This window comes from Alcaligenes endophyticus (assembly GCF_026344035.1).
GTDB classification, from domain to species: Bacteria; Pseudomonadota; Gammaproteobacteria; order Burkholderiales; family Burkholderiaceae_B; genus Alcaligenes; species Alcaligenes endophyticus.
Genome location: NZ_JAPKND010000009.1, coordinates 49,347 through 69,287, shown reverse-complemented (window position 1 = coordinate 69,287; position 19,941 = coordinate 49,347). Strand labels below are relative to the sequence as shown.

Annotated in this window: 18 protein-coding genes; 9 read left to right on the top strand and 9 right to left on the bottom strand. The window is 49.6% G+C overall.

The window, feature by feature from the left end; translation table 11 throughout:
- Positions 1-120: 120 nt before the first annotated feature.
- Positions 121-1,041, bottom strand: a complete 921-nt coding sequence (locus OSH01_RS14250; protein WP_266124789.1) for a DMT family transporter — start codon at positions 1,039-1,041, stop codon at positions 121-123.
- Positions 1,042-1,476: 435 nt separating this feature from the next.
- On the opposite strand from OSH01_RS14250, the gene infA reads away from it, so the two are divergent.
- The 5 genes from infA to lysS all read left to right on the top strand — a co-directional run bounded on the left by infA (position 1,477) and on the right by lysS (position 7,078).
- On the top strand, positions 1,477-1,740 hold the full coding sequence (gene infA, locus OSH01_RS14245; protein WP_266124788.1) for a translation initiation factor IF-1: 264 nt from the start codon (positions 1,477-1,479) through the stop codon (positions 1,738-1,740).
- Positions 1,741-1,869: 129 nt separating this feature from the next.
- On the top strand, positions 1,870-3,588 hold the full coding sequence (locus OSH01_RS14240; RefSeq protein ID WP_266124787.1) for a methyl-accepting chemotaxis protein: 1,719 nt from the start codon (positions 1,870-1,872) through the stop codon (positions 3,586-3,588).
- Positions 3,589-3,698: 110 nt separating this feature from the next.
- Positions 3,699-4,803 (top strand): peptide chain release factor 2 gene (gene prfB / locus OSH01_RS14235; protein ID WP_266124786.1). Its coding sequence is split into 2 segments (ribosomal slippage): positions 3,699-3,779 and positions 3,781-4,803, totalling 1,104 coding nucleotides; the frame shifts between segments, so codons are not numbered across the junction.
- Complete coding sequence (locus OSH01_RS14230) at positions 4,804-5,547, top strand: SDR family NAD(P)-dependent oxidoreductase (protein WP_266124785.1); 744 nt, start codon at positions 4,804-4,806, stop codon at positions 5,545-5,547.
- A 10-nt stretch (positions 5,548-5,557) separates the two neighbouring features.
- Positions 5,558-7,078 carry a lysine--tRNA ligase gene (lysS, locus tag OSH01_RS14225; RefSeq protein ID WP_266124784.1) on the top strand — a complete coding sequence of 507 codons (1,521 nt, stop codon included), beginning with the start codon at positions 5,558-5,560 and terminating at the stop codon, positions 7,076-7,078.
- A 124-nt stretch (positions 7,079-7,202) separates the two neighbouring features.
- Here lysS and OSH01_RS14220 read toward each other — a convergent pair whose 3' ends face one another.
- The 6 genes from OSH01_RS14220 to uvrB form a co-directional block, all read right to left on the bottom strand.
- Positions 7,203-8,075 carry a methylglyoxal synthase gene (locus tag OSH01_RS14220; RefSeq protein ID WP_266124783.1) on the bottom strand — a complete coding sequence of 291 codons (873 nt, stop codon included), beginning with the start codon at positions 8,073-8,075 and terminating at the stop codon, positions 7,203-7,205.
- A 6-nt stretch (positions 8,076-8,081) separates the two neighbouring features.
- Positions 8,082-8,405, bottom strand: a complete 324-nt coding sequence (locus OSH01_RS14215) for a HesB/IscA family protein (protein ID WP_266124782.1) — start codon at positions 8,403-8,405, stop codon at positions 8,082-8,084.
- A gap of 47 nt (positions 8,406-8,452) precedes the next feature.
- A complete protein-coding gene (locus OSH01_RS14210) occupies positions 8,453-8,836 on the bottom strand; it encodes an iron-sulfur cluster assembly scaffold protein (RefSeq protein ID WP_266124781.1) in 384 nt (127 codons plus the stop codon).
- Between the two features lie 23 nt (positions 8,837-8,859).
- Positions 8,860-10,047: an IscS subfamily cysteine desulfurase gene (locus tag OSH01_RS14205; protein WP_266124780.1), complete on the bottom strand. Its 1,188-nt coding sequence runs from the start codon at positions 10,045-10,047 to the stop codon at positions 8,860-8,862.
- A 42-nt stretch (positions 10,048-10,089) separates the two neighbouring features.
- Entirely contained in the window at positions 10,090-10,572 is a 483-nt protein-coding gene (iscR, locus tag OSH01_RS14200) for a Fe-S cluster assembly transcriptional regulator IscR (RefSeq protein WP_266124779.1), read from the bottom strand.
- Between the two features lie 313 nt (positions 10,573-10,885).
- The gene (uvrB, locus tag OSH01_RS14195; protein ID WP_266124778.1) at positions 10,886-12,913 is read right to left on the bottom strand and encodes an excinuclease ABC subunit UvrB; all 2,028 of its coding nucleotides are present in this window, start codon (positions 12,911-12,913) and stop codon (positions 10,886-10,888) included.
- An 88-nt stretch (positions 12,914-13,001) separates the two neighbouring features.
- Between uvrB and OSH01_RS14190 the strand changes: the two genes are divergently transcribed.
- From OSH01_RS14190 to lexA, 3 genes are all read left to right on the top strand, one after another.
- Positions 13,002-14,204, top strand: coding sequence for an amino acid aminotransferase (locus OSH01_RS14190; protein WP_266124777.1), 1,203 nt, complete (start codon positions 13,002-13,004; stop codon positions 14,202-14,204).
- Positions 14,205-14,275: 71 nt separating this feature from the next.
- Positions 14,276-14,872: a GNAT family N-acetyltransferase gene (locus tag OSH01_RS14185; RefSeq protein ID WP_266124776.1), complete on the top strand. Its 597-nt coding sequence runs from the start codon at positions 14,276-14,278 to the stop codon at positions 14,870-14,872.
- 70 nt (positions 14,873-14,942) lie between these two features.
- Entirely contained in the window at positions 14,943-15,578 is a 636-nt protein-coding gene (lexA, locus tag OSH01_RS14180) for a transcriptional repressor LexA (protein WP_266124775.1), read from the top strand.
- A 66-nt stretch (positions 15,579-15,644) separates the two neighbouring features.
- On the opposite strand, the gene putP is transcribed toward lexA, so the two are convergent.
- Together putP and OSH01_RS14170 are read right to left on the bottom strand one after the other, a co-directional pair.
- Positions 15,645-17,126 carry a sodium/proline symporter PutP gene (gene putP / locus OSH01_RS14175; RefSeq protein WP_266124774.1) on the bottom strand — a complete coding sequence of 494 codons (1,482 nt, stop codon included), beginning with the start codon at positions 17,124-17,126 and terminating at the stop codon, positions 15,645-15,647.
- Between the two features lie 235 nt (positions 17,127-17,361).
- Entirely contained in the window at positions 17,362-18,963 is a 1,602-nt protein-coding gene (locus OSH01_RS14170; RefSeq protein ID WP_266124773.1) for an MFS transporter, read from the bottom strand.
- A gap of 66 nt (positions 18,964-19,029) precedes the next feature.
- On the opposite strand from OSH01_RS14170, the gene OSH01_RS14165 reads away from it, so the two are divergent.
- Positions 19,030-19,908 carry a LysR family transcriptional regulator gene (locus OSH01_RS14165; RefSeq protein WP_266124772.1) on the top strand — a complete coding sequence of 293 codons (879 nt, stop codon included), beginning with the start codon at positions 19,030-19,032 and terminating at the stop codon, positions 19,906-19,908.
- The last annotated feature ends 33 nt before the right edge of the window (positions 19,909-19,941 follow it).

Sequence of the window (19,941 nt, the reverse complement as noted above, 5' to 3'; positions counted from 1 at the left end):
CTAGGCCGGCCAGTACAAGAAGCGTTTATTAGTACAGATCAACCGCTTTATGGCCATACCATTGACCTGACCGAATACATCACCATAAAAGGCCCACAGCATCAGTGATTTGCTAGAGTGCTAGCGCCCTTGGCGCGCGGAAGATATCACTATCCCTGCCACCACCAACAAGAAAGCAAGCCCGTGGTAGAGCCGTGGGCTTTCCCCCAGTATCAACACCGATAACACAGCAGCAAAAATAGGCAGCAGATTCACGAAGAAGCCTGCCGTCGCGGCCCCGACTCGCTGTACGGCTACCCCCCAGCAGCGAAAAGCTATCAAAGCCGGGCCAATGCCGACATACAGGATCGCTAACACTAAAGGCCAACTCCACTGAATTTGCCAATCGCTGAGTTGCCACTCGCCTACGGCAAACAAACCGGACCACCACACACCGTAGAATATTTGCGCAAATATCGCATAAGACCAATGCTGCAGCATATCTTCGGGGTGAGGCTTAGCACTAAGCATCCAGCTATATAGTGCCCACGCTATCGTCGCAAGGATCATGTAAATATCACCGGGCACAAAGCGCAAATGAAGCAACTGCTGCGGATCTCCTTGTGCCAGCACAATGGTGACGCCGAGTAGAGAAAATACCCCGCCTACCAATTGGCGTGGGCTCACGACCATGCGAAAAAACAAACGCCCTATCAACAACATCCAAAAAGGTAAGCTGGCGTTAACTAAGGTAACGTTGATAGGCGTTGAAGTCTGCAAAGCCATATATTGCAATGCGTTGTATAAACCTATGCCTAGTAAGCCAAGCATGGAATAACGACGCCATTGACTCCAAAGGCTGCTACCAGCGCGCAAAATTTTATGAGCAAAAAATAGCAGCACAATAAAGGCCACCGACCACCGTAAAACATTCAGGGTAATAGGCGGGATCCATGCATGCACCATCCGTCCGACAATGGCATTGCCTGCCCACAAGAAGGTGGGAATCACCAACAAAACAATATTGCTTACGCTCAAGCCCTGATGCTTAGGTTCTTGCATGGAATAAATCGTCTCTACTTGCTCGCCACACGCATAGCACAGGTTCGTGGCCAAAGTTTGAAAGTATATAAGAAAACCACCCCCCCTTCGATTAAGAGGTTCCACAAGCGAGTTATTTGACCATACAACTAATTTACCTTATACTTCTGTTATTATAGTGCAGCGCAGCACGGCCCTTGCCCAGCATACAAGGCGCACACCATTTTATCCGGCACGTCCGGCCTCATCCACCACTGCCTTGACAGGCAGCACATTTATCAGCCACTAGGTTGATAAGCAAGCGCAGACCCCATTCGTAGCGAGCAATCGCCCCCCGAATACCGCCGTTTCCGCAATCGCTTCCACGATATGCGACCTGCTCCCCTATTGGTTTGCGCCAACGACTCGCCCCTGCTTGCTTGCCAGGGCATGTTTTATTTTTATAGGAGTCTTAGTATGGCTAAAGAAGAATTACTTGAAATGCAAGGTTCTGTGACCGAAATCCTGCCCGACTCTCGCTTTCGTGTCACCTTAGACAATGGTCATCCGGTGATCGCTTACACTGGCGGAAAAATGCGTAAGCACCATATACGCATTTTGGCCGGTGACAAAGTGACATTGGAAATGTCCCCTTATGATTTGAGCAAAGGGCGTATCATTTTCCGTCACCTCAATAAACGTCCCGTTGTTAGCAGCACCCCACGTCGTCGCCACAACTGATATTTTTAGATACAGTTATGAAGAAACGCCCTTGTCACATTGAAATGCAACAATCATTTCAATTTGATAGGGTGCGTTTAAAAAGCTAGTTCAACGCTCGCATTCCTATAACGAACTGGAGTGCCCACCTTGCGTAAACTGCTTACTATAAAAACCGGCTTTATTGCGTACTTCATTTTCTTAAGCCTGTTTTCATTACTGATATTTGGCGTCACCCAGCATTTGCTGCACAGCCAAGACCATCTACAAAAACTCGAAGAAAATCGTTATTTAGCGACTCGCTTAGCGAATCGTTTAAATAACACCAGCGATGCTCTCAGCCGTCACTCAATCGCCTTTGTTTCTTCGCAACAAATAGAATTTAAGCAACAATACGAAGAAGCGCTTCAGGCGTTTAAACATACCACTCCCAACAGCTCGCTCCCTAGCCTCTTGCAAGAGTTCCACAGCCTTTCCTTTACGGCCGAAGAACTACGTAATATTGAGTCTGCTTACGAGCAAATCTTAGCCTTAAGCACGACACAAGTAGAAGCCATTAGTACTGCCGCCGGAGAGTTCGACGATGGCCAAGGGGGTATACGTGTCGCCTTACCTAATCAACTGATGGCCCAGGTCTTGGTTTTTAGCCAACAATATGCCCAAGCAGCGTCCAATATCGAAACCGCCATCAATAACTTTGAGCAGCAACTGTCTTCGCGCATGAATCTGGAGATCGCCCAAGCAAGACAAACCAGCAATCGAGCCTTTTGGTTTGCGATGATCGCTCTTTTGTTGTTTTTTGCCGCTAGCGGCATAGGTCTACTTGCTCTTTACCGCTCTATTAAACACCCTCTAGACCAAGGCGTTGCCTTAGCTCGCGAACTTGCTGCTGGCCGCCTCTCGGCTCGCTTACAAGTGATTCGCCACGACGAATTAGGCGAACTACTGCATGCACTAAATGGCATTGGGGTTGGGCTACACGGGGCGGTCAATCAAGTACGTGAACGAACTTTATTTATTGCTGAAAGTTCGCAATCCATTTCTCAGGGCAATCATAACCTTGCCTTACGTACGCAAGAACAAGCCACCAATGTAGAACAAACCGTCAGCACCATGGAAGAGTTGGCACAAACTGTGCGTCAAAACGCTGATAACGCGCAACACGCCGATAGGCTTGCTCAAGAAGCAGCACAGCAAGTGCTCAATAGCACTACGTTGGCCCAAAATTTACTTAACAACATGGAGTCCATACGAGACAGTTCGCGTCAAATGAGCGACATCACAACTCTTATACGCAACATCGCTTTTCAAACCAATATTCTCGCTTTAAATGCCGCCGTGGAGGCCGCTCGTGCTGGCACACATGGCCGAGGTTTTGCGGTGGTGGCCACCGAGGTACGGCAACTAGCCTTACGCTCCTCCGATGCCTCACGCGAAATCGAAACTCTGATCTCGCGCTCTATCGAGCAAGTAAAAAATGGAACTAGCTCAGCGGCTTCCATGGAACGTGCGATGTCGCACACACAGCAAACGGTGCACAAAGTACGCAACATCGTTGCTGAAATCGCGCAAGCCTCACAAGAGCAGGCCGCTGGTGTTGAGCAGGTTAGTCAGGCCATGACGATGCTTGATCAAATCACCCGTCATAACAGCGCCTTAGTGCAAGCAGCCGCCCAAACCACCGAACAGCAGTTGACAGAAACCGAACGTCTCCAAGAGGTAGTCTCACACTTTGAGCTAGAGTGCGATGACCCAAACTCCGTAGACTATGAGCAAGATTCGCTACGCGCTTCAGAATACGCTGACGGCGACTCTGCCCTTGCCTCGTCGTATAGTGCTACGCAAAGCAATTATCGCTTGGCGGCATAAATACAAATTTACGCCCCGTACATCCTAAACGTGCCAGTTCTCCCCGATCAGGTTAAAATCCAAGGTTTCCCCTATTTATCGGGAAACCTTACTGAAATATCGGATTGGCCATGGAATCGGAACGTTTAAATCAACTAGAAGCTCGTCTCGAAGATTACTCCGAACGAGAAGAAGCCCTACGGAGGTATCTTTGACTACGCTGACAAATCTTTGCGTTTGCAAGTAGTCAACGCCGAAATGGAGGACCCTAATGTCTGGAACAACCCACAAAAAGCCCAAGACTTAGGACGCGAGAAAAAAAGCCTAGAGAATGTAGTCGGCGTACTCGACACACTACACAGCGGCTTACAAGATGCGCGAGACTTATTTGAACTGGCTGCCTTGGACCATGATGACGACATGATTGTCGCCATTGAACAAGACCTAGACGGTATGGCCACCAAAATTGACGAACTTGAGTTCCGACGCATGTTCTCTAACCCTGCGGATCCCTTAAATTGCTTTATGGATATCCAGGCAGGCGCGGGCGGTACAGAAGCACAAGACTGGGCCTCTATGTTGTTACGGCAATACATACGCTATTGCGAGCATAAAGGTTTTAAAGTCGAGATTCTTGAGCAGTCTGACGGTGACGTAGCCGGGGTGAAATCTGCCACGCTTAAAATCGAAGGCGATCACGCCTATGGTTATTTGCGCACCGAAACTGGGGTGCACCGACTGGTACGCAAAAGCCCCTTTGACTCTTCCAACGGACGTCATACATCATTTTCCAGCGTATTCGTTTACCCCGAAATTGATGACTCCTTTGAAATTGACGTGAACCCTGCGGACCTGCGTGTAGACACTTATCGCGCCAGTGGTGCCGGAGGCCAGCACGTCAACAAAACCGACTCAGCCATTCGTATCACGCACGAACCGACGGGCATTGTTGTACAGTGTCAAAATGATCGCTCTCAACACCGCAACCGCGCAGAAGCCATGCAAATGCTGAAATCACGTTTGTACGAGCTAGAAATGCGCAAACGCATGGCGGAACAGCAAAAGCTGGAAGATTCGAAAAGCGATGTGGGTTGGGGCCATCAGATCCGCTCGTATGTGCTGGATCAAAGTCGCATTAAAGACCTGCGTACCAACGTCGAAATATCTAATACACAAAAGGTTCTGGATGGGGATCTTGATCCCTTTATTGAAGCCAGCCTAAAACTAGGGGTTTAAATGCACGTTGAAAACCTAGTGTTTGTGACAGGAGCGTCACGCGGCTTAGGAGCAGCATTGGCACAGTGCTACGCACGCCCCAACACCCTGCTGGTTACCATGTCGCGCGCCGCCCTACCCTGGGCTGCACAAACACACCCCTCATTTGATCACCTACATGTTCAGGCAGATCTCAGTACGCCAGAAGGTGCCCGTAGCGCCGTGGAGCAAATACAAGGCCTACTGGCTACGCCAGCGCAGCGCTATGTATTGATCAATAATGCCGGCACTGTAGCTCCTGTAGCTGCCTGTAAAAACCTCGACGACTCTACGGCCCTTACCACTGCCTACCAACTGAATTTGCTCTCGCCTATTAGCCTGTGCAGCGCTTTTTTGCAGCACGCGCCACATAAGACGCAACGCCAAATTCTGAATATTTCCTCCGGCGCAGGTCGCAGGCCGGTGGCAGGTTGGGCGGTCTACGGATCGACAAAAGCCGCTCTTGACTACTACACCCAAGTGCTCCAGCAAGAAAACCCAGATCTACAAGCGGTTTCCTTGGCCCCTGGAGTGATCGATACTGATATGCAAGCCCATATCCGCTCGCAAGACCAAGACAACTTCCCCGACCTTAACCGCTTTATTGACTTGCACAAAAATCAGCAACTTAGCTCGGCTGAACTCACTGCACAGCGCATCGTCGCCTACCTAGACAGCCCCAACTTTGGCCGTGTCACCATAGACGATATACGTCACTACGAATAGAACCCATACCATGACCGAACCCACAGACCACATCACACCCGTGGATGAAAACCGCCTCATCGCTGAGCGTCGCGCCAAACTCGATAAATTACGCGAAAAAGGCCAAGCTTTTCCTAACGACTTTCAACCCGACACTCACGCTCAAACTCTACATCAGCAGTATGACCAGTTAGATAAAGAGACGCTCGCCAAGGAGGGCCATCAAGCTCAAGTAGCAGGCCGTATGATGCTTAAGCGTGTGATGGGTAAAGCCAGTTTTGCTACGTTGCAAGACAGCAGCGGGCGCATTCAAATCTATTTGGATAAAAACTCGGTAGGCGAAGAGGTTTACGAAGACTTTAAAACATGGGATATCGGCGATATCTTAGCGGTGAGCGGCACGGTTTTCAAAACTAATAAAGGTGAGCTCTCTGTTCACGCTGCTAGCATCCGCTTATTAACAAAATCGCTGCGCCCTTTGCCTGACAAGTTTCATGGCTTGGCTGACCAAGAAATGCGTTACCGTCAGCGCTATGTCGATCTCATTATGAGCGAGGAAACTAGAAAGACATTTCTGGCGCGTAGTAAAGCCATCGGCAGCATACGTCAGCACATGATCGAATCAGGCTTTCTAGAAGTCGAAACTCCTATGCTACACCCCATACCAGGGGGAGCCTCGGCCAAGCCTTTTACGACCCACCACAATGCCCTAGACATGGAAATGTACTTGCGCATTGCGCCTGAACTTTACTTAAAACGGTTAGTCGTTGGGGGCTTTGAGCGCGTCTTTGAGATCAACCGAAATTTTCGCAATGAAGGGGTGAGCCCGCGTCATAACCCAGAATTCACCATGATGGAATTCTACGCGGCTTACACGGACTATCAGTGGCTGATGAACTTCACCGAAACCCTGATTCGGGAAGCGGCGATCGCCTCTTGCGGTAGCGCCTGCATTCAGTATCAAGGACAAACGCTTGATTTAAGCCAAGCATTTGACCGCCTCACGATTACCGAAGCGATACAAAAGTACACCACACAATACAGCGACGAGCAGCTACACAGCATTGACTTTTTACGCCAAGAGCTACAACGCCTAAAAGTTGATGTGAATGCTCCACCACTGCTGAATGCCGGCCTAGGAGCCCTACAACTGGCTCTATTCGAAGAAACTGCTGAGTCCAAGCTTTGGAACCCGACTTTTATTATTGATTACCCCGTTGAGGTTTCCCCTTTAGCTCGCGCTTCAGATCTGCATCCGGAGATCACTGAGCGCTTTGAACTATTCATTACCGGCCGGGAAATAGCGAATGGTTTTTCTGAGCTCAACGACCCTGAAGACCAAGCAGCGCGCTTTCAAGCTCAAGTGCAAGCCAAAGATGCGGGCGACGAAGAGGCCATGTACTACGACGCCGACTACATCCGAGCTTTAGAATACGGCATGCCTCCCACAGGCGGCTGTGGTATTGGCATTGATCGGTTGGTGATGCTTTTAAGTGATAGCCCTGCGATACGAGACGTCATTCTCTTTCCTCATTTACGTCGCGAAGACTAAGCAAGCAGCCCTCCCTTTTCATACGGGGGGATAGTACAGAAAAACTAAGCCGCCTCAAGGGGCGGCTTAGTTTATTTAACACATGCTTTAGTAGCATGACAGCATTAGCTGATGCACGACACAATCACAGCATACGCGAAACAGCCCTTGCCCACTTATGGGCAACCACAGGAGAAGCAATACAACTGGCTTTGTCAGTAATAACGCGCACCGCGCGTTCTAACAGTTGAATATCGGCTTCATGCTGTCGCGCTACATGAGGGTCTTCAAAAAAAATCACTCGTTGACAACGCTGCTCTAACACCAACTCAGCAATCTGCGCATCGCCCCCTAAAGGACCGCTCAGATAAGCCTGTACCCAAGGAGTGTCTTTAGGCCACCCCTTAGACCACGCCATATCATTAAGACGGTTGCTGGTGGTTCCTGTGCCCACACGCTGAGCAAAGCGAGATAATAAATCAAAATGCTGAGCTGCAAAATCCACCATTTCGGCCTTCAACGCATCGTGAGCAATCAACGCCACAGTTTGTTCGTTGAGATCAAACATTCGCTTATGACTAGAGTCAGGCCATAACCCACGGCTCACTCGCTCTACCTCGACCCACTCTATCGCGCCCATCAGCGTAGAGATGAACGGTTTACCATGCGTAATGCACTGTCGCTTTAAAGCCTGTGCCTCGGGAAAAACAGAGGACGGATCGACAGGATCAATGAGGTAAATAGCACCATCAAATGGAGGAGTGCCATCTGGGCTACGTGTGACTCGCGCCACCAGCTTCATCAAGCCACCTTCGCGCCCATAGGGGTAACGAATTAAGCCAGCATACCCCTCTAGCAAGCCCGAACGCTCGATCGCATTACAGGTACGCCCAACGGTATAGAGCTCGATCTCAAGCTCTCGTATACCACTGGCAGAGCGTCTCAGCCAGTGAAATAGTGCTGCATCCGCCGAGTCGTGATGCAATTGATTAGCCGCCAGCCCAAATCGTAAAGACATATCAACCTAAACAGTAAAAGACTCACCGCATCCGCAGGACGCTTTCTCGTTAGGATTACGAAAACGGAACCCTTCATTAAGCCCGTCGCGTCCGTAATCTATCGTCGTACCTTCAATAAACGGGAGGCTTTTTGGATCCACGTATAATTTGACGCCAAACTCTTCGTAGAGCTGATCACCCTCTACCGCTTCATCGACATAATCCATTTTATACGCCATGCCCGAGCAGCCTGTCAGACGCACCCCCAAACGCAACCCTATGCCCGAACCCCGTTTTTTCAAGTGCCGAGCAATATGCTCAGCGGCCTGTTGAGTTAAATTAATAGACATATTGTTCCTTCCTACAAAATCAAATCTAAAAAGGCAACACGCCCTTTCTAGTCCTGCTGTTTATTTTGCCAATGTTGTAAAGCAGTGGTCACCGCCTCTTTGGCAAGCATTGCACAGTGCAACTTAATGGGCGGAAGTTGTAGTGCTGCGGCCCAATTCCCCGCACTCAATGCCTTTGCTTGCGCAACATCCAAGCCCGTCAATTGTGACACTAGACAGGACACGGCCGCAATCGTACAAGGGCAACCATAAGCTTTAAAACGTGCTTGCTCTATGGTGTTTTGTGCTGACCACTGCAAGTAGACGTGTACTAATGCACCTTGCTCGTGGGTACCCGCCTGCGCCCACACTACATTGTCCTGCTGAATATCAAGCACCCCCACACCACAAGGGTGCTGAAAATGCTGCATCACTAAGGGACTATAAACCATAATTACTGTACTCTCAGTCCTTCTTAAACAGGTAGGGGATTAGCGTCAAGCAAGGGAGAGATCGCCCGTAGATGGGCTACTTTTTCTTTTATAGCCACTATCGTACGATCAATTTCTTCAAAAGTGGTAAAACGCCCTAAGCTCAAACGCAGCGTACAGTGTGCCAATTGGTCGTCTAAACCCAAGGCCCGCAATACATGAGAAGGTTCAAGGCTGGCCGAAGTGCAGGCCGAGCCACTAGAGACGGCAAGCTCACTTAAAGAAATCATCAGGGCCTCACCTTCAATATTCTCAAAGCTAAGGCTTATATTATGAGGCACGCGAGCGCGTAAACTACCATTCACATGCAAACCGGACAAATCTTTGAGACCATCCAGCAAACGCTGCTGCAGTTGCGCAACCCGTAGAGTTTCCGCCTCCATGAGCTGCTGCGCTTTCGCATACGCCGCCCCCATGCCCACAATTTGATGGGTTGCTAAAGTACCTGATCTAAAACCTCGCTCATGCCCACCGCCATGAGTTTGAGCCTTCAAACGAATAGCGGGTTTACGACGTACAAATAAAGCCCCTACACCTTTAGGCCCATAAACTTTGTGTGCCGACAAGGACATGAGATCCACCGGCCAAGAAGCCAGATCGATTATTACTTTACCTGGTGCCTGAGCCGCATCCACGTGGAAAACCACTCCGTGCTCCCGACACACAGCCCCCAACGCTGGCACATCTTGAATCACACCTATTTCATTATTAACGAGCAATACCGAAGCGAGAATCGTATCAGGACGCAAGGCAGCCTTGAACTGCTCTAGATTGACTAAACCATCCGGCTGCACATCCAAGTAGGCAACTTCAAAGCCTTGCTCCTCAAGGGCCTGGCAAGTATCTAACACCGCCTTATGTTCGGTCTTGAGAGTAATAATATGTTTGCCACGCGACTGGTAAAACTGTGCTGCACCCTTCAAGGCCAGATTGATAGATTCTGTTGCGCCCGAGGTCCACACAATTTCACGCGGCTCTGCCCCCACTAAAGCGGCCACCTGCCGCCGAGCATGCTCAACGGCATCTTGGGCATCCCAGCCGTAGTCGTGACTACCAGAGGCGGGATTCCCAAAACGCTCGTAAAGCCAAGGCAACATTGCGTCCACCACTTCAGGGTCCACTGGCGTGGTCGCAGCGTAATCCAAATAGATACGGGACTTATTACTTGTCATAATATTCCTGATTGAGCTTTTAGCCGGCCAACCGCAGCGCATTTACACACTGGCTGTGCTCGCTTCATTCCTATGCGCTTCTTGAGCGGCTATTTCTAGCTGTCGCATACGCTGCTTATCAACTAAGTCTTGCAGCGATACAGAGTCAAGATAATCTACCATTTTACGACTAAGTGTCGCCCATAACTCATGTGTCATGCATTCGCCACGCGTACCGTCTTCACCCACTTTACAATTGCCTTTACCCCCGCACTGCGTGGCATCTACCGGCTCATCAACAGCAAACACCATGTCGGCCACTGTAATATGACGTGCTAAACGAGCTAAGGTGTAGCCCCCCCCTGGCCCGCGTACGCTGTCAACCAGCTCATGGCGACGCAACTTTCCAAAAAGCTGCTCCAGATAAGAAAGGGAGATACCCTGACGCTGGCTGATTCCGGCCAAAGTAACTGGCCCACTTTGCTGGCGTAATGCCAGATCAATCATCGCTGTTACCGCGAAACGCCCTTTAGTCGTCAAACGCATGATAGTTTCCTTGCCTATAACTAATATGTACGGATGCTTAAATCCATATCCGACCATTTTAGTCCAGTATAACAAATCTCAGGCCCACCACCTGCGTTTATGATGTAAATATTACATGCTATACACGACTTGATTAACAGTAACTCAGCGCGAATAGCTCCAAGAAGAAAAGCGATAAATAGCGGAAAAGTGGCGTGAACCACTGCAGACAACGAATGACCTAGGACAAATTTATATTTCTTTATTAAAAAAGATAGTCCCAGCGCTACGCACACCGTTGTTCCATCACAACGTTATGCCCTGCCCCTTCTGCTCACAAGGCAAGTAGTTTGTCTTTCAGTTTATGCAGCTTGTCACGCGCTTGCGCTGCTTGTTCAAACTCTAGATTTTTAGCATGGTCCATCATTTCTTTTTCAAGCTTGCGTATTTCCCGCGACATGGCCTTCTCATCACGTAACAACTCAATCGGAAAGTCCTCCAATAGTTGCTCGCCCACGTTACTGGGTACCACAATCCCATCAATAAGCTCACGCACCGCTTTAGTCACGCCTTTAGGGGTAATGCCGTGCTCTTCATTAAACTGTATTTGCTTATTGCGGCGCCGTTCTGTTTCTTGCATGGCGCGCTGCATAGAATCCGTGACCCGGTCTGCGTACAGAATCGCCTTGCCGTTCAGATTTCTAGCCGCTCGTCCTATTGTCTGAATCAGGCTGCGCTCGGAGCGCAAAAATCCTTCCTTGTCTGCATCTAAAATCGCCACTAAGGAAACCTCGGGAATATCTAGCCCTTCACGCAGTAAGTTGATCCCAACCAATACATCAAATGCCCCAAGGCGCAGATCCCGAATAATTTCCGCCCGCTCTACGGTGTCAATATCCGAGTGCAAGTAGCGCACTCGAATACCATGCTCACTCAGATAGTCAGTCAGATCTTCGGACATCCGCTTAGTCAGAGTAGTCACCAGCACACGCTCTTGGACATCTGTACGCAGCTTAATTTCCCCTAACAAGTCATCCACTTGTGTCACAGCCGGCCGCAACTCAATGATGGGATCAACCAATCCTGTAGGACGCACCACCTGTTCAACCACATTGTCCGCATGCTCTTGCTCATAGGCGGCCGGAGTGGCCGAGACAAATATTGTCTGGGGCATACGACGCTCAAACTCTTCTAATTTGAGAGGACGGTTATCCATTGCCGAAGGCAGACGAAAACCAAACTGAACCAACGTTTCTTTACGCGACCTATCACCACGATACATGGCACTAAGCTGTCCCATCGTCACGTGACTTTCGTCAATAAACATCAAGGCATCACGAGGTAAATAATCAATAAGGGTAGGCGGCGGCTCGCCCGGGGCCGCTCCCGACAAATGCCGAGAGTAATTCTCAATACCCTTACAAAACCCCAATTCAACCAGCATTTCCAAGTCGAACCGCGTACGCTGCTCTAAACGTTGTGCTTCAACCAATTGCCCGTTGCGATTAAGAAACTCTAAACGCTCACGCAATTCCGTTTTGATGCCTTCAATGGCCCGTAGCACTGTTTCTCGGGGGGTGACATAATGCGAACTAGGAAATACGGTAAACCGCCCTAACTTTTGCAACACAGAACCCGTCAGAGGGTCAAATAGCTCCAGCGTTTCGACCTCGTCATCAAATAAGGTTACCCGTAGGGCATGCTCGGCGTTTTCCGCTGGGAAAATGTCAATAATTTCGCCACGCGCACGAAATACGCCACGCGCAAAATCCACATCGTTACGTTCATACTGCATGGCCACCAACCGTGCCAACAGCTCTTGTCGCCCTATACGATCACCCGTGCGCAAGGTCAAGACCATGGCATGGTAGTCACCCGGGTTGCCTATACCGTAGATACACGACACAGTGCCGACAATAATGGTGTCACGGCGCTCAAGCAGACTTTTAGTGGCCGACAGGCGCATCTGCTCAATATGTTCATTGATTGACGAGTCTTTCTCGATAAATAAATCGCGCGATGGTACGTAAGCCTCGGGTTGGTAATAATCGTAATAAGAAACGAAGTACTCCACCGCATTGCGAGGGAAAAACTCTCGCATCTCTGCATATAACTGCGCCGCCAAGGTTTTATTAGGCGCCAATACGATGGCTGGCCTGCCGGAGCGGGCAATCACATTGGCCATCGTGTATGTTTTTCCCGAACCGGTCACTCCCAGTAAGGTTTGATACATCAACCCGTCCGCCAACCCCTCAAGAAGCTGATCGATTGCTGCAGGCTGATCCCCAGCTGGGGGAAAAGGTTGATGTAAACGGAAGGGACTACCTGGAAACTCCAGAAAGCACGGTTCAAATGACTTCATTAGCTAGACACATCCAGGATTAAGCTTTTATTATCATAGTATCACTTTAGTACACTACCCCTTTTATCTCCCATAACCGTATAACAATATGACATCGCTATTCGAACACGTCGAGCTTGCCCCCCGCGACCCTATTTTAGGACTCAATGAACAATACAACGCTGACAAGCGTGACGGTAAAGTTAACCTAGGTGTTGGGGTGTACTACGACAAAGAAGGTCGCATCCCCTTACTTAAGGCAGTACAGTCAGCAGAGCATGCGTTAACCGCCGCTGCTAACGCGCGAAGCTATTTACCTATAGAAGGGATCGCCGACTACAACCAAGGGGCTCAACGTTTACTGTTGGGTGCTGACTCACCCCTTATCGCAACGGACAAAGCCGTAACCGTCCAGGCACTAGGTGGTACAGGTGCCTTAAAAATTGGGGCTGATTTTTTAAAACTGCTGCAGCCCTCTGCTCGGGTTTATATTAGCAACCCCAGTTGGGAGAACCACCGCGCCTTATTTCAAAGCGCCGGCTTCGAAGTAGGCACTTATACCTATTACGATGCCACCACACACGGTCTTAATTATGCAGGCATGCAGGCAGACTTACAAGCCATGCCTGCAGGCTCTATTGTGGTATTGCATGCTTGCTGCCACAACCCCACCGGCGTAGACCCTACGTCAGAGCAATGGGCTGGCATTATCCAGACTGTCAAAGAAAAACAACTGATTCCCTTTTTAGACATCGCTTATCAAGGCTTTGGTGCAGGCCTAGAGGAAGACGCGGCGATCGTGCGTCAATTTGCCGCCCAAGACATCTCCGTCTTTATCAGTTCATCGTTCTCCAAATCTTTCTCATTGTATGGTGAGCGTGTGGGTGCCCTAACCCTGATCACTTCCAGTCAAGAGGAAAGTCAACGGGTGCTTAGCCAAGTTAAACGCGTCATCCGCACCAACTACTCTAACCCCCCCACACACGGCGGTAAAGTGGTCGCCACGGTTTTAAGCAACCCTGAACTGTTTCAACTGTGGTCGGACGAGCTAGCCCAAATGCGAGATCGTATCCGTAGCATGCGCGAACAGTTAGTCAGCAAACTGAAAGCTAAAGTTCCTCACCATAACTTTGCTTTTGTTATGGAGCAGCGCGGCATGTTCTCGTACTCAGGTCTAACTGCTGAACAGGTCGACGTATTGCGTGACCAACATGGCGTCTATGCGGTGAGCAGTGGCCGCATTTGCGTCGCAGCACTGAACGATCATAATATCGACTACGTTGTGCAGGCGATTGCCTCGGTGCTAAAGTAAGTCGGCAACGGCACCTTTTTTAGGGTGCCGTTTCTACTAGAGCTAGCGTTACGTTAGGCTGAGTGCTAATAATGAAACCTGTGTATCCCAGCCTTATACGCTTGCAAGAAATTCGCACCACCAGACTTCGCTTGCGGCAATGGAAGGCGGCAGATCTGGCGCCACTGATACGCCTCAATGCCGACCCTGAGGTCATGCGCTTTTTCCCCGCGCCTCTTTATCCGCATCAAAGCAAAATGTTATTCAAACGCTGCCGTGATTTCATCAATCAATATGGTTGGGGTGTATGGGCAGTAGAACATCAAGAAACACGCGAGTTCATGGGGCTTGTGGGGCTTAATATCCCCCATACTGCTATGGATTTTATGCCTTGCGTAGAAATCGTCTGGCGTTTAGAGCCTCGTTGGTGGCGCCAAGGTTTTGCCTATGAGGCCGCCCAAGCCTGTTTGCAGTTTGGTCTACATAGCCTAAAACTCGAAGAAATTCTTGCGTTCACCAGCTTACTCAACCTGCCTTCCCAACAGTTAATGCAAAAACTAGGCATGCAGTACGTACATAATTTCGAACACCCTAATCTTGAGCCGACTAACCCTTTACGTCGCCACTGCCTCTATCGAGCCAACCAAAGCATCATTCCCCTGAGCGCTTATAGCGGGAAAAGCCTGTAAACCTTGCAAAAACACGAGAAATAGCGCAAAATCGAAGCTGTATAAATAAACAGCCCAATAAGACTCAACAATGATTAAGCTCACGGCCCGCCAGCAACAAGTTCTGGATATCATCCGCACTGAAATCGAGCGTACCGGGTTTCCCCCTACTCGTGCTGAAATTGCCCAAGTGCTCGGATTTCGTTCTGCGAATGCCGCCGAAGACCATTTAAAGGCACTTGCGCGCAAGGGGGCTATAGAGCTTACTGCCGGTGCTTCACGCGGCATACGTTTATTACTGGAAGAAACCAAGCCCATGGTAGAGTCTTTACTAGACGCACTTACCTTGCCGGTTATTGGTCGTGTCTCTGCAGGTAGCCCCATATTAGCTGCTGCACATATTGAACGTGAAATCGGGGTGAACAGCGGTTTATTCAGCCACACACCCGACTATCTACTACGCGTGCGTGGTCTCAGTATGCGTGACGCAGGCATACTTGAAGGCGACTTACTCGCCGTAAAAAAAGTCTCTGAGGCACGCCACGGACAAATCATCGTGGCGCGTATTGGCGATGATGTCACTGTCAAACGCTTACACCGCTCTAGTCAGCAAGTGATGCTACTACCCGAGAATCCAGACTTTGAGCCTATCATCATTGACGACCCAGACAGCTTTTCACTCGAAGGTATCGCCGTAGGGCTAATACGCACTACCCCTTTGAATTAACGTGCTGGTCGTGCAACAAGGCCAGCATTCGCCGGCCTTGCATTTCATCCAAAAATCATAAGCTGCTTAACTGCCACTGCGTGTTTCTCGCTGCACGGCATCGAATAATTCCGTCGTTTCCCTACTAGGCGCCGCGGTCATCATACTGACAAGATAAATCGCTACGCCAGCCAAGAGAAAACCTGGCACTATTTCATAAAGTTCGATCCAAGCCAGGCGTTTCCACAGCAGTACCACCAAGGCGCCGGTTATCATCCCCGCTAAGGCTCCGGCGCGTGTCATACGCGACCACACCAGTGACAGTAACACCACGGGCCCAAAGGCGGCCCCAAAACCAGCCCAAGCATAGCTCACCATCGACAACACACGGCTATTGGGGTCTGAAGCTAAATAAATAGCTACTAACGCTACCGCCAATACCATCGTACGCCCAAACCACACCAACTGCTGATCGGAAGCATCCCGCTTAATAAAGGTTTTATAAATATCTTGAGTCAGAGAACTTGAGCACACCAGTAACTGAGCAGACAACGTGCTCATAACGGCCGCGAGAATGGCTGCTAACAATACCCCTGCCACCCAAGGATTAAACAAGAGGATAGACAACTCAATAAATACACGTTCAGCGTTCGCCTCGACACCAGACGCCAACTCAGGATTCGCATGAAAATAAGCAATCCCAAAAAAGCCTACTGCTACGGCTCCCGCCAAACACAGAATCATCCACGTCATGCCAATGCGGCGTGCATTCGGAATGGTTTGAACTGAGTCGGCCGCCATAAACCTGACCAAAATATGTGGCTGACCAAAATAACCTAGCCCCCAAGCTAAGGCTGACAACACCCCTAGTGTCGATACCCCAGACAACATATTAACGCTGTTTATATTGACTTGCTGCGCCACTGAAACCGCTTCCCCTGCCCCGCCAACATCGTTAAGAATGAATAACGGGGTCAACACTAAAGCGGTGAACATTAACGACGCTTGAACGGTATCGGTCCAACTTACTGCTAGAAAGCCGCCGATAAAAACGTAGGCAATCGTGCACACCGCCCCCACCCATAAGGCGGTGTGATAAGGCATGTTGAACATACTTTCAAAAAGGCGGGCCCCAGCCACTACACCGGATGCGCAATACAAAGTGAAAAACACTAAGATCACAACCGCCGAAACGATGCGCAAAATGTTATTTCTATCATCGAATCGATTAGAAAAATAATCAGGCAGTGTGAGGGCGTCGCCAGAACGTTCTGTATACACGCGTAAACGTGGTGCGACAAATAACCAGTTCAGATAAGCGCCTATAATCAGTCCTATAGCAATCCATGACGCAGAAATACCTTCGGTATAAATAGCTCCGGGCAAGCCCATTAATAACCAACCGCTCATGTCTGATGCGCCCGCAGCAAGGGCCACGACAAATGCCCCCAGTTTTCTGCCGCCTAAAATGTAATCGGACAAATCCTGCGTAGAGCGGTAACCAAACCACCCAATTAAAAGCATAATAGCGATATAAATCGCGAACATAATAACAATCGGGGTACTCATCGCTTCTCCTCGTACTTAAATATAATTCGTTAATCGTCCAAGCTAGCACTTATTATGCGCACGAACTATTGCCACTCAAACGGTGTAATCCCACCCCATACCTTACTGGGATTACTCGTTAAAGCCACTATCACTATCGTTGAATAATTGTTTTTTTTAAACGCAGTAAGCTGACACTAACACAGAAAAACGGGCCTCAATAAAGCGGCCCGTTAACGTTCACTTAGTGTAGTAACTACGCTGACACCACTACAGAGCCAGTTATTATATGCCGCGATGGACGTAATAAATAAGCAGTCAAAAGCGCCCCACCAAAAAGCAAAGCCGCCGCAGTAAGCATGACCATCTTAAAAGCATAATCAAACGCTCGTGCCGCCGCCGCGAATAAAGCGCCACCCGAAGCCCCTGCCTGAGACGCCAACATCAAAGCTTCGGCCATCCCATGTCGTGCAGCCTCTGGAGCATCAAACGGCAACTGCAAAGAACTTGAATATAAAACAGTTAATAAACTGCCCAATATTGCTACTGCGAACAAACTGCCGAACTCATACGCGACTTCCTCCACCGAAGCTGCCATCCCTGCCCGGTGGGTAGGAGCATTGACGATAATAGCCGTAGAGGCAACCGATATGGTGGCGCCTAGACCTAGGCCAGCGATTAACAAAGCAAGCACCAACACCGTTATATCGAAGTCAAGACTGAAGGCAGCCAGCAATAGGCCTACGCTAGCTACGGCTAAACCGCCCGATAACAGAGAGCGCAAACCGACTTTGTGTAATAATGCACCGCCTATTAACCCACTGGGTAAGGTACCCACAAACACGACAGATACTAATAAGCCGGCCTGTAAGGGAGTATAAGCAGCCACCCATTGAAAACGTTGCGCGATACTTAGGAGTAGTGCACCGGTAGCAAACGTTACAAAGGTCGCAGCCAGTACCCCTGAACTAAAAGCCGCATTGCGAAACAAGGAAAAATCTAATAATGGGTAGCTCAAGGTGGTTTGGCGGCGGATAAATAAAATCGCCGCACCAAGGGAGACAAGAAATAACAATATCATCAGCCACAACGATATCTGGGAGGCAAGCATTTCTTTAATCGCCGCCACAAATGACGATAAAGCCACTAGCGCTAATAAAGATGAGCGCCAATCCCAAGGCTGAAGTACTGTAGCTGGCTGTTGAGGGGGCGCCAGCCACAAAGCTCCAATTATTGCCAATAAAGCCACCGGCAAGTTAATAAGGAAAATACTTCCCCAAGCATAATGCTCAAGCAACCAGCCGCCTAGTAAAGGGCCTAACACAGCACCTAGCAACGATAAGCTGGCCCAAACCGAAATAGCAACGTTACGCTCGCGCTCATCCAAAAAAACAAGACGTAAAAGCGCTAAGGTGGCAGGCATCATCGCTGCCGCACCCACCGCTTGCAACACGCGAGCCAAAATTAACCATTCAGCCGTCAAGGATTGTGCTGCCATAAAAGAGGCGGCAGCAAATACCAATAAACCGAGTAAATATAAGCTTCGATGTCCGACCCGATCGCCTAGGGTGCCTGCTCCGAGTAGCAAGCCCGCTGTTACTAAAGGGTAAGCATTGATAATCCACAAACCCTGAGTAGTACTAGCATGTAATTCGCGCTCTAGCGTTGGCAAAGCGGTGTAGAGTATGGTGACATCGAGCGCCACAATCAACAGACCTAGCCCTACAACAACTAATACGGCCCAACGGCGAAGTGATGATAGCGGAGCTGTTGTGGTGGTGAGGAAAAGAGAGGTAGGAAACACAAGATAAGCAGGCCTTGTAAGCAATAAGCCAAGGGCTGCGGTTGTTGAAAGCATTATTATCCAACTCATTTTAAAATCGATAAAGTTGGATTCCATCTAAAAAACAGATACTATCGCCTTATGCAATGGACACTAGAGCAATTACGCCAATTTATTTTAACTGCTGAAAGCGGCTCTTTTAGCGCTGCAGCGCGCTCTCAAGGGAAAGCTCAGTCTGCCGTCAGCACCGCCATCGCGCTACTTGAAGCAGATTTAGGCGTGCAACTTTTTGACCGCAGCAAACGCAATGCCCACCTCACTGATGCCGGTCAAGTGCTGCTGCTTGAGGCACGCCATCTACTACGCCAAGCTCAGGCGATGGACACCCGAGCACAGGCTTTGCACAAAGGTAGCCCAGCCAGCCTAAGCCTCGCCCTCGATGAGGCACTCCCCTACACCGCAATTAGTCACCTAACCAGCGAACTATCCCATCAGTTTCCAGAATTAGATCTCACCTTACTGCACGGAACCGCCAGCGAAGTGGGCGATCAAGTAGAACAGCAGCGCGCGCAAGCAGGTATACATTTCGTGCGGGGCGCACTACCTGCTCACTTTGAACAAGCTCACTTAGCGTGGGTCGCTCAAGGAATCTTCGTTGTCCAAGGCCACCCTTTACTCAAACTTCCATCGGTAAGCGTGCGAGACTTGGCCGAGTATAGACAGCTCATCATGGCGGTGGAAGAGGTAGAGGAAACTGCTTATAGCCCAAGGCTCTGGCGCTCAGACAGCTTTTACAGCATAGCGGAAATGATTGCGGACAATCTAGGCTGGGCGATCATCCCTGTGAATATCGGTAAGTATCTGGCTTATCGTCGCCCCTTACAGCAACTACATTGCCCCGCCCTGCAACTGCCGCCCTTAAGCGTCCGCATGCTATGGCGACAAGGTTGGCCAGCCTCGCCCATTTTGCTTTGGATACAACAACGCTTTGCTCAATTGCTGGCACAAATACATCACTAAATAGCCATAAAAAAACCCCGGACTGTTAAACAG

What these genes read in the sequence shown, in the direction of transcription:
- OSH01_RS14250 (WP_266124789.1), bottom strand. Translation starts at nt 1,041, where the DNA reads ATGCAAGAACCTAAGCATCAGGGCTTGAGCGTAAGCAATATTGTTTTG.
- infA (WP_266124788.1), top strand. Translation starts at nt 1,477, where the DNA reads ATGGCTAAAGAAGAATTACTTGAAATGCAAGGTTCTGTGACCGAAATC.
- OSH01_RS14230 (WP_266124785.1), top strand. Translation starts at nt 4,804, where the DNA reads ATGCACGTTGAAAACCTAGTGTTTGTGACAGGAGCGTCACGCGGCTTA.
- lysS (WP_266124784.1), top strand. Translation starts at nt 5,558, where the DNA reads ATGACCGAACCCACAGACCACATCACACCCGTGGATGAAAACCGCCTC.
- OSH01_RS14220 (WP_266124783.1), bottom strand. Translation starts at nt 8,075, where the DNA reads ATGTCTTTACGATTTGGGCTGGCGGCTAATCAATTGCATCACGACTCG.
- OSH01_RS14215 (WP_266124782.1), bottom strand. Translation starts at nt 8,405, where the DNA reads ATGTCTATTAATTTAACTCAACAGGCCGCTGAGCATATTGCTCGGCAC.
- OSH01_RS14210 (WP_266124781.1), bottom strand. Translation starts at nt 8,836, where the DNA reads ATGGTTTATAGTCCCTTAGTGATGCAGCATTTTCAGCACCCTTGTGGT.
- OSH01_RS14205 (WP_266124780.1), bottom strand. Translation starts at nt 10,047, where the DNA reads ATGACAAGTAATAAGTCCCGTATCTATTTGGATTACGCTGCGACCACG.
- iscR (WP_266124779.1), bottom strand. Translation starts at nt 10,572, where the DNA reads ATGCGTTTGACGACTAAAGGGCGTTTCGCGGTAACAGCGATGATTGAT.
- uvrB (WP_266124778.1), bottom strand. Translation starts at nt 12,913, where the DNA reads ATGAAGTCATTTGAACCGTGCTTTCTGGAGTTTCCAGGTAGTCCCTTC.
- OSH01_RS14190 (WP_266124777.1), top strand. Translation starts at nt 13,002, where the DNA reads ATGACATCGCTATTCGAACACGTCGAGCTTGCCCCCCGCGACCCTATT.
- OSH01_RS14185 (WP_266124776.1), top strand. Translation starts at nt 14,276, where the DNA reads ATGAAACCTGTGTATCCCAGCCTTATACGCTTGCAAGAAATTCGCACC.
- lexA (WP_266124775.1), top strand. Translation starts at nt 14,943, where the DNA reads ATGATTAAGCTCACGGCCCGCCAGCAACAAGTTCTGGATATCATCCGC.
- putP (WP_266124774.1), bottom strand. Translation starts at nt 17,126, where the DNA reads ATGAGTACCCCGATTGTTATTATGTTCGCGATTTATATCGCTATTATG.
- OSH01_RS14170 (WP_266124773.1), bottom strand. Translation starts at nt 18,963, where the DNA reads ATGCTTTCAACAACCGCAGCCCTTGGCTTATTGCTTACAAGGCCTGCT.
- OSH01_RS14165 (WP_266124772.1), top strand. Translation starts at nt 19,030, where the DNA reads ATGCAATGGACACTAGAGCAATTACGCCAATTTATTTTAACTGCTGAA.